10 protein-coding genes and 1 pseudogene are annotated in these 13,934 nt (G+C 60.6%); 3 read left to right on the top strand and 8 right to left on the bottom strand.

Translation table 11 applies throughout. From position 1 onward, the window contains the following. Positions 1 to 9 precede the first annotated feature (9 nt). The 7 genes and pseudogenes from rsxC to BMZ23_RS05405 form a co-directional block, all read right to left on the bottom strand. Positions 10 to 1,770 (bottom strand): annotated as a pseudogene (gene rsxC, locus BMZ23_RS05375) (electron transport complex subunit RsxC); the annotation flags it as partial. Continuing rightward, entirely contained in the window at positions 1,767 to 2,348 is a 582-nt protein-coding gene (gene rsxB, locus BMZ23_RS05380; RefSeq protein WP_093473717.1) for an electron transport complex subunit RsxB, read from the bottom strand. The gene rsxB and the pseudogene rsxC, both read right to left, overlap by 4 nt. A 4-nt stretch (positions 2,349 to 2,352) precedes the next feature. Beyond that, complete coding sequence (rsxA, locus tag BMZ23_RS05385) at positions 2,353 to 2,937, bottom strand: electron transport complex subunit RsxA (RefSeq protein WP_093473719.1); 585 nt, start codon at positions 2,935 to 2,937, stop codon at positions 2,353 to 2,355. Positions 2,938 to 3,147: 210 nt separating this feature from the next. Next, on the bottom strand, positions 3,148 to 5,241 hold the full coding sequence (metG, locus tag BMZ23_RS05390; RefSeq protein ID WP_093473721.1) for a methionine--tRNA ligase: 2,094 nt from the start codon (positions 5,239 to 5,241) through the stop codon (positions 3,148 to 3,150). 194 nt (positions 5,242 to 5,435) lie between these two features. Further along, a complete protein-coding gene (locus BMZ23_RS05395) occupies positions 5,436 to 5,882 on the bottom strand; it encodes a DUF3010 family protein (protein ID WP_093473724.1) in 447 nt (148 codons plus the stop codon). Between the two features lie 121 nt (positions 5,883 to 6,003). Next, positions 6,004 to 8,598, bottom strand: a complete 2,595-nt coding sequence (gene acnB, locus BMZ23_RS05400; protein ID WP_093474242.1) for a bifunctional aconitate hydratase 2/2-methylisocitrate dehydratase — start codon at positions 8,596 to 8,598, stop codon at positions 6,004 to 6,006. A gap of 279 nt (positions 8,599 to 8,877) precedes the next feature. Then, on the bottom strand, positions 8,878 to 9,738 hold the full coding sequence (locus BMZ23_RS05405) for a universal stress protein (RefSeq protein ID WP_093473726.1): 861 nt from the start codon (positions 9,736 to 9,738) through the stop codon (positions 8,878 to 8,880). A 162-nt stretch (positions 9,739 to 9,900) separates the two neighbouring features. On the opposite strand from BMZ23_RS05405, the gene BMZ23_RS05410 reads away from it, so the two are divergent. The 3 genes from BMZ23_RS05410 to BMZ23_RS05420 all read left to right on the top strand — a co-directional run bounded on the left by BMZ23_RS05410 (position 9,901) and on the right by BMZ23_RS05420 (position 12,959). After that, a complete protein-coding gene (locus BMZ23_RS05410; protein ID WP_093473728.1) occupies positions 9,901 to 10,524 on the top strand; it encodes a MiaE family protein in 624 nt (207 codons plus the stop codon). Continuing rightward, entirely contained in the window at positions 10,521 to 11,336 is an 816-nt protein-coding gene (locus BMZ23_RS05415) for a substrate-binding periplasmic protein (RefSeq protein WP_093473730.1), read from the top strand. Before BMZ23_RS05410 ends, BMZ23_RS05415 begins: the two co-directional genes overlap by 4 nt. A gap of 159 nt (positions 11,337 to 11,495) precedes the next feature. Further along, entirely contained in the window at positions 11,496 to 12,959 is a 1,464-nt protein-coding gene (locus tag BMZ23_RS05420) for an aminotransferase-like domain-containing protein (RefSeq protein WP_093473732.1), read from the top strand. On the opposite strand, the gene BMZ23_RS05425 is transcribed toward BMZ23_RS05420, so the two are convergent. Then, positions 12,921 to 13,832 (bottom strand): hydroxymethylglutaryl-CoA lyase, encoded by a 912-nt coding sequence (locus BMZ23_RS05425; RefSeq protein WP_093473735.1) that lies wholly within the window; start codon positions 13,830 to 13,832, stop codon positions 12,921 to 12,923. The genes BMZ23_RS05420 and BMZ23_RS05425 overlap by 39 nt on opposite strands. Between the last annotated feature and the right edge of the window lie 102 nt (positions 13,833 to 13,934).

Raw genomic sequence — 13,934 nt, forward strand, 5'->3', positions numbered from 1 at the left:
GGTCTCCTTGCTGGGCGCTGTACGCACCGCCGGTGCTTCGGCGTTACCGCCGGTGGCCGCCTCGAAGGCTGCCTGGGCCGCCTGCGCGGCCTTTTCCAGTTCGGCGATCTGCGCCTGCAGCTCGGTGTTGTCGGGGTTGGCGGCCAGTTGCTTGTTGGCCTTTTTCACCGCCATTTGTGCGGTGGCGGCAGCAATCTTCAGTTGCTTCTGTTCATCGCTCAGGGCCGGTGGTTTTGCTGCAGCAGCTGCTGCCGGCGTATCGGTGGTCTCGCTGGTGGCCTTGGGCGCCTGTGCGGCCTCGGCCTCCTTGGCGGCTTTCAGGCGTGCGGCCTTTTCCGCGCGGGCCTGGCGTTCCAGTTCCTTCTGCTCGGCCTCGCGCTGCAGGCGTGCCTGGCGCTGCTCGAAGCGTTGCCTGGAGTGCTCGGCCTTCAGGTGCTGCAGTTCCAGGGCGCGGATTTCTGCCTTGGCGGCGCGGTAGTACTGCACCAGCGGGATACTGCTGGGGCAGACATAGGAACAGGCGCCGCACTCGATGCAGTCGAACAGGTGCTGGCGTTTCAGCTGGTCGTATTCCTTGCCCATGGCAAACCAGTGCAGCTGTTGCGGTAACAGGTCGGCCGGGCAGGCCTCGGCGCACAGCCCGCAGCGAATGCATGGCAGCGCCGGCGGCGGTGGCGGCAGTTCCTCACGGGTGGCGGCAATCAGGCAGTTGCTGGTCTTGATAATCGGCGCCACCGGGTTTTCCAGGGTAAAGCCCATCATCGGGCCGCCCACCACCAGCCGCTGCAGGCGTTCGGGCTGCAGGCCGGCAAAGGCCAGCAGGTCGCTGACCGGGGTGCCGATCAGCGCCTCGACATTGGTCGGGTGCTGCAGGGCGTCGCCGGTCAGGGTGACAATCCGGCTGATCAGCGGCTGGCCCAGCAGGATGGCGTCGTGGATTGCCAGCAGGGTGCCGATGTTCTGGCAGAGCATGCCGATATCCGCCGGCAGGCCACCGCTGGGGACTTCCTTGCCGGTGAGGATCTGGATCAGCTGCTTTTCGCCGCCGGAGGGGTACTTGGTGGGGAACACCACCACCTGCAGCGGTCGCTCGCCGACCGCAGCACGCATGGCGGCAATTGCCTCCGGCTTGTTGTCCTCGATGCCGATCAGCACCTGCTCGGGGCGGATGATGTGCATCAGTATTTCGATGCCGGCCACCACCTGATCGGCACGGTAGCGCATCGCCGTGTCATCGGCGGTGATGTAGGGCTCGCATTCGGTGCCGTTGATGATCAGCGTGTGGATTTTCTGTTCCGGACGCGCATTGAGCTTGACCGCACTGGGGAATCCGGCACCGCCAAGGCCGCTGACGCCAGCCTCGCGGATCATCTGCATCAGCGTTGCCGGCTCCAGCGTGCGGTAGTCGGCGACCGGCTGGCGCTCGATCCAGCGGTCCTCGCCGTCGCTATCCAGGATGATCGCCAGCTCCGGCAGGCCGGAGGCGTGCGGGTAGGGCGCCAGGTCAATCTCGACTACGGTGCCGGAGGTCGGTGCATGCAGCGGGCAACTGACCAGTCCGCGTGCCTCGGCCAGCAGCTGGCCCTTGAGCACCCGATCACCGATCTGCACTACCGGCTCGGCGCGCGCACCAATGTGCTGCTGCAGCGGCAGTATCAGGCGTTCGGGTAACGGTGCCTTTTCCAGTCCGTAACGCAGCGACTGCTGCTTGTTCTCCGGCGGATGGATACCGCCGGAAATGTCCCAGACCTTGATCGCGTTGCTGTTCATGCGTGCTGTGCCTCGCGGTCGGTGGCAATCAGGCGGGAGGCGGGCAGCGGGTAGTCCCACTTCCAGTTCTGCGGGGTGGTCGGCAGCGGGATCATGTCGATGCAGTCTACCGGGCAGGGCTCCACGCACAGGTCGCAACCGGTGCATTCGTCAACAATCACCGTGTGCATCTGCTTGGCGGCGCCGAGAATGGCATCCATCGGGCAGGCCTGAATGCACTTGGTGCAGCCGATGCACTCGGCCTCGCGGATATAGGCCACGGTACGCGGTTTTTCCTCACCGTGTTCGGCGTCCAGCGGCAGCGCCTCGACATCCAGCAGGTCGGCGAGGGCCTGAATGGTTGCTTCGCCACCGGGCGGGCACTTGTTGATCGGCTCGCCGTTGGCAATGCCCTCGGCATAGGGCCGGCAGCCGGGGTGGCCGCACTGGCCGCACTGGGTCTGCGGCAGCAGCGCATTGATCTGTTCGACAATGGGGTCGCCGTCGACCTTGAAGCGGATCGCGGCAAAGCCGAGGATGGCGCCGAATACCAGGGCCAGCGCCAGCAGGATGAGGATTGCGGTGAGTACCAGGGACATGGCGTTACAACCTGATCAGGCCGGTGAAGCCCATGAACGCCAGCGACATCAGGCCGGCGGTGATCATGCCGATCGCCGCGCCACGGAACGGCGTCGGTACGTCGGCAATCGCGATGCGTTCGCGCAGCGCAGCGAACAGCACCAGGATCAGCGAAAAGCCCAGCGCGGCGCCCAGGCCGTAGGTGGCGGACTTCATAAAGGTCTGTTCGGCGCGGTTGGTGTTCAGCAGGGCCACGCCGAGTACTGCGCAGTTGGTGGTGATCAGCGGCAGGAAAATGCCCAGTACGCGGTACAGCAGCGGGCTGGTCTTGTGCACCACCATCTCGGTGAACTGCACCACCACGGCAATCACCAGAATAAAGGAAATGGTGCGCAGGAACTCCAGTCCGAAAGGCACCAGCAGGTACTGGAAGGTCAGGTAGCTGAGGATCGACGCCAGCGTCAGGACAAAGGTGGTGGCCGCCGACATGCCGATGGCTGTTTCCAGTTTGCCGGACACGCCCATGAACGGGCAGAGTCCGAGAAACTGCACCAGTACGAAGTTGTTGACCAGTATGGTACTGATCAGGATCAGGGCAAATTCCGTCATTTCACCTAACCGTTAGAAAAGATCTGCATGGCACTGCGACCAGTCCCGGGAGGCCGCATTGTAAACCACCTGCGCAGGACACGCTGTGAATACATCCCTGTAAACTCGGCCATGTCCATCCAGGACATGGACGGTCCTGCGCAGGTGATTTCCAACGTGGCTGTTTAGCTTCTCAGGTGCTGCAGGTTACGACCCTGGTCACTACGGCTCTCACATCACCCGCTGGCCCGGTTTGGCGCCGCTGTCTGGACTCAGCAGGAAAATCTCCTCGCCGCCGGGGCCGGCGGCCAGCACCATGCCCTCGGATACGCCGAATTTCATCTTGCGCGGCGCCAGGTTGGCCACATAGAGCACCAGCCGGCCTTCCAGCTTGCCCGGGTCGGGGTAGGCGCTCTTGATGCCGGAGAATACGTTGCGTTTGGCGTCGCCGATATCCAGCGACAGGCGCAGCAGCTTGTCGGCACCCTCGACAAATTCGGCTTTTTCGATCAGCGCGATGCGCAGATCCACCGCCGCGAAGGCATCAAAGTTGATTTCCGCTGCCAGCGGCGCCTTGACCAGTTCGCCATTGCCAGCCGGCGCGGCGGCAGCCTCGTTGGCGGCCAAATCTTCCTTCGAGGCTTCCACCATCGCCTCGATCCTCGCCGGCTCGATACGGGTCAGCAGCGGAGTGAACTGGTTGAGTTGGTGGGTTTGTAGAAAGGTTCTGTAGTCATACCAATTCAGAGGCTGGACATTAAGGAATTGCTCAGCTTGCTCGGCGAGTTTCGGCAGCACAGGCTTGAGCCAGACAATGATACGGCGGAACCAGTTAATGCCTAGTGCAGATGCGGCAATTGCTTCTTCGTTGCGGCCTTCTTTTGCCAATGCCCAAGGAGCAACCGCTGCGATGAAACCATTCGCGAAGTCAGCCTGCTGCATGATCGCTCGCATGGCTTGACCGAAGTCTCTGCGTTCGTAGGCTCCCTCAATTTCTTTCTCGATTACTCGTTGTGCTCTCTCGTCGTAAAACACATCCCAGCCAGAATCATTGGGGAAATTTTTGAGGTGCTCTTTTACAAATTCTTCAGAGGGGAGTCTTCCACCCGCTAGCTTGTGAATAAAACCGGCGCAGCGGCTGGCGATATTCACCACCTTGCCGACCAGATCGGAATTCACCTTCTGCACGAAGTCGTCCAGGTTCAGGTCCAGATCCTCGACACCACGGCCCAGCTTGGCTGCGTAGTAGTAGCGCAGGTATTCCGGGTTCAGGTGGTCCAGGTAGGTGCGCGCCTTGATAAAGGTGCCGCGCGACTTCGACATCTTCTGCCCGTTGACCGTCAGGTAGCCGTGCACATTCACCGCAGTCGGGCGGCGGAAGCCGGCACCGTGCAGCATCGCCGGCCAGAACAGGGTGTGGAAGTTGACGATATCCTTGCCGATAAAGTGGTACAGCTCGGCAGTCGAATCCTTGCCCCAGAAAGCATCGAAATCCAGTTCCGGGGTACGTGCGCAGAGGTTCTTGAAACTGGCCATGTAGCCAATTGGCGCATCCAGCCAGACGTAGAAGTACTTGCCCGGTTCACCGGGAATCTCGAAGCCGAAGTAGGGCGCATCGCGGCTGATGTCCCATTCCTGCAGGCCGCTGTCCAGCCACTCGGCGATCTTGTTGGCCACCGCCTCCTGCAGCGCGCCGCTTCGGGTCCATTCCTGCAGCATGGCCTGGAAGTCCGGCAGCTTGAAGAAGAAATGTTTCGAGTCCTTGAGCACCGGGGTGGCGCCGGAAATCGCCGAGCGCGGGTCCTTCAGTTCGGTCGGCTCGTAGGTCGCGCCGCACTTCTCGCAGTTGTCACCGTACTGGTCCTCGGCGCCGCACTTGGGGCAGGTGCCCTTGATAAAGCGGTCGGCGAGGAACATGCCCTTGTCCGGGTCGAAGTACTGGGTCACCGACCGGGTGGCGATGTGGCCGGCTTCCTTCAGACGCCCGTAGATCAGCTCGGAGAAGTACTTGTTCTCGTCCGAGTGGGTCGAGTGATAGTTGTCGAAATTGACCAGAAAATCGGCAAAGTCGGCGGTATGTTCGGCTTTGACGTTGGCAATCAGCTGCTCGGGGGTAATGCCTTCCTTCTCTGCGCGGAGCATGATTGCCGAGCCGTGGGCATCGTCGGCGCAGACGTAGATGGCTTGATGGCCGCGCAGCTTCTGAAAGCGCACCCAGATATCGGTCTGAATGTACTCCAGCATGTGCCCCAGATGGATAGAACCATTGGCGTAGGGCAGGGCGCTGGTCACCAGGATCTGGCGTTGTTGAGCTTGGCTGGACATGGACACTCGGCTTGATTGGCTGACGGATTTGAAAGGCGCCAATGATACCTGTTCGAGACGATGGGGTCATCTGTCGCCGGGCTTTGGGGCAGGCCAGGAAAGCCGGCGCCCCCCCAAAACCGGATATGGTCGCTGGTGTGGCATGTTGCGGCGGTTACAGAGGTCAATCCTGATATTGCAGGAAGGCGTGCCACTCACTCATCCTTGGGAGCGTATTTGTCTTTCATCAGAAAAGCATAGGCGGTGTTGAACGCTGTCTCCTGGTATGCCTTGAGGTCAGTGTCGGCGTATGCGATCTGTATCGGATTGCGCTTCAGGGATTCCTTGATATCAGTTGTAGACATAATCTGCACGTTCAGGTCAGGGATCAGTTCTATGGCCGCTTCAAGCTTGAATCCAACCGCACCGCCGGCAAATTTGCCCTTCATCGGCCGCTGCCGAATGATGACCTGGTCTACCTGGTAATCCTGCATCAGCTTGGCAAAGGTCTGCTGAAAATAGCGCAGCTCACCTGTGCTGTGGATGTCTCTGAGCGTCAGTCGGCGCGCGCGACAATCCGGTAGTTCAAAAATCCCGTCTGCCAAAGACAGCAGGCAGAGGTTCACATCGTTGCTGTTGATTTCTACGCCACACACTTTCATTGAGTTACCCCGCCCTATAAAGGGGACAGATTTATTTTGCGTTGGCCTGAGGAATTGGCCGCAGACATAAAAAAACCGCTGCAGCTTAACCTGCAGCGGTTTTTGTTTACTACACCTGCCCTTACAGCTGGGCGACCGGGATGGACGCTGCAGCCTTCTGGTAGGTCTCGATCTCGTTGAAGTTCATGTAGCGATAGATATCGCTGGCCATGCTGTCGATTTCCGCAGCGTAGGCCATGTACTCCTCAACGCTCGGCAGGCGGCCGAGAATCGATGCCACGGCGGCCAGTTCGGCGGAGGCCAGGTACACGTTGGCCCCATCACCCAGGCGGTTCGGGAAGTTCCGCGTGGAGGTGGAGACCACGGTGGACTTGGCAGCCACACGCGCCTGGTTACCCATGCACAGCGAGCAGCCTGGCATTTCCATACGGGCGCCGGCCTTGCCATAGATGCCGTAGTAGCCTTCCTCGGTCAGCTGGAACGCATCCATCTTGGTCGGCGGAGCCAGCCACAGACGGGTCGGCAGGGCGCCCTTGTTCTTGTCCAGCAGCTTGCCGGCAGCGCGGAAGTGGCCGATGTTGGTCATGCACGAGCCAATGAACACTTCGTCGATCTTGTCGCCAGCTACTTGCGACAGCAGGCGGGCGTCATCCGGATCGTTCGGGGCGCAAAGTACCGGCTCCTTGATCTCGGCCAGATCGATTTCGATCACTGCCGCGTACTCGGCATCGGCGTCGGCCTGCATCAGGCTCGGGTTGGCCAGCCATGCTTCCATGGCCTGGGCGCGGCGCTCGAGGGTGCGGGCGTCCTGGTAGCCGTTGGCGATCATCCAGCGCAGCAGGACGATGTTCGACTTCAGGTACTCGGCTACCGACTCTTCGCTGAGCTTGATGGTACAGCCGGCAGCAGAACGCTCGGCAGAGGCGTCAGACAGCTCGAACGCCTGTTCGGCGGTCAGGTGGTCCAGACCTTCGATCTCGAGGATGCGGCCAGAGAAGATGTTCTTCTTGCCCTTCTTCTCGACGGTCAGGTGACCTTCCTGAATGGCGTAATAGGGAATGGCGTGTACCAGATCACGCAGGGTGATACCGGGCTGCATCTTGCCCTTGAAACGCACCAGTACCGACTCCGGCATGTCCAGCGGCATTACACCGGTGGCGGCGGCAAAGGCGACCAGACCGGAGCCGGCCGGGAACGAGATGCCCATCGGGAAACGGGTGTGCGAGTCGCCACCGGTACCGACGGTATCAGGCAGCAGCATGCGGTTCAGCCAGCTGTGGATGATGCCATCACCCGGACGCAGGGCAACACCGCCACGGGTGTGGATGAAGTCCGGCAGGGTGTGGTGGGTGGTGACGTCGATCGGCTTCGGATAGGCCGCAGTGTGGCAGAACGACTGCATTACCAGATCGGCGGAGAAGCCGAGGCAGGCCAGATCCTTCAGCTCGTCACGGGTCATCGGGCCAGTGGTGTCCTGGGAGCCGACGGTGGTCATCTTCGGTTCGCAGTAGGTGCCGGGACGGATGCCTTCGACGCCGCAGGCCTTGCCGACTATTTTTTGCGCCAGGGTAAAGCCCTTGCTGCTGGCAGCCGGTACGTCAGGCTTGCGGAACAGCTCGGAGTGACCCAGACCCAGTTCGGCGCGGGCCTTCTCGGTCAGACCGCGACCAATGATCAGCGGAATACGGCCGCCAGCGCGGACTTCGTCGAGCAGCACCTGGGTCTTCAGTTCGAAGGTGGTGATGACGTCATCGGTGCCGTGCTTGCAGACCTTGCCTTCGTAGGGGTAGACGTCAATGGCGTCGCCCATGTTCAGGTTGCTGCAGTCGAATTCGATCGGCAGTGCACCGGCATCTTCCATGGTGTTGTAGAAGATCGGGGCGATTTTGGTGCCAAAGCAGAAGCCGCCGGCACGCTTGTTCGGAACGTAAGGGATGTCGTCGCCGAAGAACCACAGCACCGAGTTGGTGGCGGACTTGCGCGAGGAGCCGGTACCGACCACGTCGCCCACGTAGGCAACCGGCAGGCCCTTGGCCTTCATCGCTTCGATTTGCTTGAGCGGGCCGATGGCGCCTTGCTCGACCGGCTCGATGCCGTCACGGGCCATTTTCAGCATGGCCAGCGCGTGCAGCGGGATATCCGGACGCGACCAGGCGTCAGGCGCCGGCGACAGGTCGTCGGTGTTGGTTTCGCCAGGAACCTTGAATACAGTCAGGCTGATCTTCTCGGCTACCGCCGGGCGGTTGGTGAACCACTCGCCGTCGGCCCAGGATTGCAGGACTGCCTTGGCATTGGCGTTGCCGTTCTTGGCCTTCTCGGCTACGTCATGGAAGGCGTCGAACATCAGCAGGGTGTGCTTGAGCTGTTCGGCAGCAGTGGCGCCCAGTTCGGCGTTGTCCAGCAGCTCTACCAGTGTGGCGATGTTGTAACCACCCTGCATGGTGCCCAGCAACTCGGCAGCACGTTCTTTGCTCAGCAGCGGAGAAGTTGCTTCGCCCTTGGCAACGGCGGACAGGAAGCCGGCCTTGACGTAGGCCGCTTCATCAACACCCGGCGGTACGCGATTGATCAGCAGATCGAGCAGAAACTCTTCTTCACCGGCCGGCGGGTTCTTCAGCAGTTCAATCAGACCGGCGGTCTGTTCGGCGTTCAGCGGCTGAGGCACGATGCCCAGGGCAGCGCGCTCCTCAACGTGTTTGCGATAGGCTTCAAGCACAGTTTTTACCCTCATCAGTCTGTTCCGCTACGGTCGGAACGGTCATCCTTACGGATCTTGACGCCGGAGGTGCGGGTCAGTGCAGGCGCTGTCCGGTATCGGCGGGGAACCCGGAGGTCGGGTTGACGGATACGGTCGGGGAATGCAGGCGCAGGCCTGGCACAGAGCCCTACGGCGGGCGGAATTCTACATTAAAAGCGCAGCGAAGTTAAGACGGCCGGCTGTGCGACCTTTGTCTGAGCCATCCTGCCGGCATCGGCGATGCCGGCAGGAACGGGCTTACTTCTGCAGGATGTCTTCGAGGTGCGCCAGCATGTCTTCCGGCTTGAGTACCAGCAGGTCGCATTCGAGCTGGTCCAGCACCACTTCACAGGTGTTGCCGATCAGGGCGCCGGACAGGCCTTTGCGGGCTACGGTGCCGATCACAGTGACGCTGGCGCCAACCTGGCGGGCGATACGCGGTATCAGCGTGTCAGCCGGGCCTTCGTCGATATGTATCTGCTCCTCTTTCAGGTCGTAGCGTTCAACATAGGCCTGCGCATGATCCATATAGCGCTGGTGGATGTTTTCGCGCAGCTGGTAGACCGGGTCTGCCGCTGACAGCATAGGCGCGGGATGGGCGCTGACCACATGCAGGGTGCCGGCAATCATCTCGACCATGTCGGAGGCGTTGCTGACAATGGTGTCGTGCAGCACCTTGTGCTGATCGTCCCTGTTGCCAAGATCGACTGCGGCCAGTACCGCGCCTTTCATCCAGGACTCGGTGGTCTTGACCATCAGAACGGGGCTCGGGCAGTAGCGCAGCAGCTTCCAGTCATCGGGCGTCAGCAGGGCTTTTTTCAGCGGGTTGTCAGGCAGGTGCTGCTTGACTACCAGGCCGCACCCTTCGGATTGCAAGACGTGGATAATTGTTTCAGTCAGGTTGCGGTGCCAGCACTGGGTATGACTTGCGGTGAAGCCCTCGGCAGTGAGTTCTGCAGTGAGCTTCTCGAGTAAAGGGGTGTGATCCGGGCGATCCTCGCAGACCAGCAGGTGCAGCTCCGACTCGATAACACCGGCGATCAGTTTGGCGCGGGTGAGTGCGATGTGCTTCTGCTGGTTCGGGTCGATTATGACCAGGATACGCTTGATGGCCTGCATGGCTTGCTCCCTAGTTATGCGAGATAACGCTGTCTGTTGTTGGTCTTGTGTCAATCTAGCGCGTTTCCGGCTGATGCATGTTGACATGCGTCAACAGGTCACGGGCTTGAATATGCTCTTATAATGCCAACCATAGTCTTTTTGCATCATTTCGGAAAGCCGATGACATTGCCCGATACATTGCTGTCCTTTCTTGCCGCCCCGACGCCGAATGCCTGGGTGGTGCGCGCGCTCAAGCATCCCGAAGAGTTGCTGATTGATCATGCCAATTGCGAGAAAAAGGCGGCCGCTACGGCGGTGAACCTGTTATTCCGCTATGCCGGACATGCCGAGCTGCTGGACAAGATGTCCCGTCTGGCCCGTGAGGAATTGCGTCATTTCGAGCAGGTGCTGGCGTTGATGAAAAAGCGTGGCGTGGAATATCGCTCGCTGTCAGCCAGCCTGTATGCCGGTCGTCTGCACCAGCATGTGCGTCAGCAGGAGCCCGGGCGGCTGATCGATACGCTGATTATCGGGGCTTTTATCGAGGCGCGATCCTGTGAGCGCTTTGCCATGATTGCGCCGCATCTGGATGACGAACTGGGCAGTTTTTATCGCTCATTGCTGAAGTCCGAGGCACGCCACTTCGAGGACTATCTGAAGCTGGCTCGCCAGTACAGCCCTGACCCGATTGACCAGCGCATTGCCTTTTTTGCCGAGCAGGAAGCCCTGGCGATCCATGTGGATGATCCCCAATTCAGGTTCCACAGTGGCGCGCCGGCGGAACTTGCGCAGGTGACTGCATGAGCCGGTTGTTAGCAGTGCTGTTGTGGCTTGTGGCTACACCCTTGGCTGCTGCACCTGTGTGCGAGCGTGTAGTGGCTGCCGGCAATCCCCAGTATCCGCCCTTGCTGTGGGTGGATCCGCAGGACCGGAGCCGCCTTATCGGAGTGGGTGCGGACATGCTTGCCGACGTGCTGGCGCCTGCCGGGGTCAAGGTTGATGTGTTGAATGTCGGTCCCTGGTCACGGGCTCAGGAAGAGGCTCGCAGTGGGCGTGTGGATATGTTGGTGGGGGCTTTTCTGACCCGGGAACGGCTCGAATACATGGATTATGTCTATCCGCCCTACATGGAAGTACCCAGTGCTATTTTTGTGCGACGTGACAGCCTGTTCCCCTGGAGTGGCTGGCACGACCTGCGCGGCCTGAAAGGCAGTACGCTGCTCAATAACAGTTTTGGCATGGCATTTGACCGTTATGCGCGTGACTATTTGCAGATCAAGAAGGTCCCCTCGATCGAGCAGTCATTCCAGTTGCTCCAGCGTGCTCGGGTTGACTATGTGGTGTACGAACGCCATCAGGGTGAGGCATTGCTGCTACAGATGGGATTGGCGGATGAAATTGTGGCCATGGAAGGGTCGGTAAATGCCGAGCCGTTGTACCTGACAATTTCACACAACTCTGCCTGCAATACGGCGGCGCTGCGTCGCGCGCTGGCCACGGGTCTGGCTGACTGGTTGCGTGAGGGGCGATTGGAACCTTTGCTGGAGCGCAATCGGGAGCGTTGGCTGGCCCAGTTTCCACCAGCCGCATCGGCGGTTGAGCCGGTGGCGGAATAGGGCTGATTGCGCAACAGTCAGTTTTTTGCACTTTTGCACCTGAACAGTTTCTTCCGCCCGCAGTCTGTGCTGTACTCATTGCTCGGAGTTGATCAGCCTCAGGGCGTTCTTGGCCATTGAGGTTGAGGGCGCTCCGCTTCGTGCATGCCAGGGTGTCCCATGTCCACGCTTCTTTATCAGCAGATTGCCCGCCAGTTGGCGGACGATATCCGTAAGGGTTTCTACAAGCCGGGTGAGCGTGTGCCCTCGGTGCGCAAGTTGAGTGCGCAGAAAGGCGTGAGCCATGCCACGGTATTGCAAGCCTATGCCACTCTCGAAGATCAAGGCCTGGTCAGGGCTCGTCCACAGTCGGGTTACTACGTGCATCAGGCGCCTGCCTTGACTGCGCCGCCACCCGTGATGGCCCGGGTTGAGCCGCCGCATGCCGTGACCCGCAGTGGCATTATCAGTGAAATCCTGCGTCAGGCGCGTCGTGACGGTACTATTCCTCTGGGCGCGGCAGTTCCCTCCAGTGAGTTTCTGCCGTTGCGGGCATTGCACCAGCACATGAGCCGTGTCACCCGTTTCCACGGTCAACGCGCCTTCAGTTATACCTTCAGTCCGGGCTTCGAACCGCTGCGCCGCCAGGTCGCGATACGCATGCGCGATGCCGGTGCGCTGGTCGAGCCTGACCAGGTGGTGATTACCAGTGGCTGTGTCGAGGCCTTGCAGCTTTGCCTGCGGACACTGACCCGCCCTGGTGATCTGATAGCTATCGAGTCACCCGTCTATTACGGTCTGTTGCAGTTGTGCGAGTTGCTGGGTTTGCAGGTAATCGAGATTCCGACGCATCCGGAAACCGGGCTGTGTCTGGATACGCTGGCGCGAGCCGCTCAAGCCTGGCCGATCAAGACGCTGGTAGTGACCACGCGGGCAGGCAATCCGATGGGTGCCACCATGTCCGAGACCAACCAGCGCCGGTTGGTGGCAATGATGGCGCAACGCGGTATTCCGATTATCGAGGATGACATCTATGGGGAGCTGATGTTCGACCATGGACGTACCCGTGCCCTGAAGGCTTTCGACTGTTCGGACACAGTGCTGTACTGCTCGAGTTTCTCAAAGACGATTTCGCCGGGTGTGCGTACTGGCTGGGTGATAGCCGGAAAGTATCAGGAACAGATCGAGAAGCTGCAGACCTTCACCACACTGTCAGCCTCTAGCGTCAGTCAGATGGCCGTGGCGGCCTATCTGGAGAACGGCGGCTACGACCGTCATCTTCGGCATATTCGTCAGCAATACCGCGACAATCTGGCCTGTTTCCAGCTGGCGGTGCAGCAGCATTTTCCCGAGGGTACACGAATCACCCGGCCGCGCGGAGGATTTATCCTGTGGCTGAGCCTGCCGGAACAGGTGGATACCCTGTCCCTGTTCAATCTGGCGCTGGAGCAGAATATCAGCATTGCACCGGGCATCGTTTTCAGTAATTCCGACCAGTTCAATCACTGTTTACGGCTCAACTGCGGGATTCCCTGGAACCGCGATACCGAGCGTGCCATCGTGACGCTGGGGCTGTTGGCTAAAGGCCTGCTGGATGGGTCGGTGTCAATGATTGCCAGCCAGCCAGGCGCGCGCCACGCGTGACTGGTTGGGGCGGCCAAGCAGCTCGCAGATACGCTGTCCGGCGGCGATCAGTGCGGGCAAATCAATGCCGCTGTGCAGGCCCATGCCGTTGAGCATGTAGACCAGATCCTCGCTGGCTACATTGCCGGTAGCCCCCTTGGCATAGGGGCAGCCGCCAAGCCCGGCGACCGCGCTGTCGAAACTGCGTATACCCAGCTGCAGGCTGGCATGGATGTTGGCCAGCGCCTGCCCCCAGGTGTCATGAAAATGCCCTGCCAGGCTGTCTGCCGGCAGCTGCTGCAAGGCATGCTCGAACAGCCGGCTGGTGCTGCCGGGGGTGCCGACGCCGATGGTGTCGCCAAGGGAGACCTCGTAGCAGCCCATGTCCAGCAGTTCTCGGGCCAGTGCCGTGACCTGCTGCGGCGCCACCTCGCCATCGCAGGGGCAGCCAAGTACGCAGGAAATGTAGCCGCGCACGGCAATGCCCCGGGCCTTGGCAGCTTCCAGCAGCGGGGCAAAGCGCTGCAGGCTCTGACTGATTGAACAATTCAGATTGCGTTGTGAAAAACCCTCGGTGGCAGCGGCAAATACCGCCACTTCGCGGACACCGGCTGCGAGTGCAGCTTCGAAGCCTTGCATATTTGGTGTCAGCGCGCTGTAGCTCACCCCGGGCAGGCGCTGGATGCCGGCAAATACCTGATCGCTGCCGGCCATTTGCGGTACCCACTTGGGCGACACGAAACTGCCGGCTTCGATCCAGCGCACGCCGGCGTGGCCCAGATCATCGATCAGGCGGATCTTGTCGGCCACAGTGATTGGCTGTTCTTCGTTCTGCAGTCCGTCACGCGGACCTACTTCGACCAGTCGGACATTGTTGCTTGTGGAGGAGGGCATGCCGGCGTTCCTTTAACGTACCGAATGTACAGATCGGCGCAGGATAGGGTGTGGTTTTGCGCTGATGCAACAGTGTTTTCTGATCCTGCCGGTTGTCGTTGC

The organism is Halopseudomonas yangmingensis (assembly GCF_900114825.1).
Taxonomy (GTDB): Bacteria; Pseudomonadota; Gammaproteobacteria; order Pseudomonadales; family Pseudomonadaceae; genus Halopseudomonas; species Halopseudomonas yangmingensis.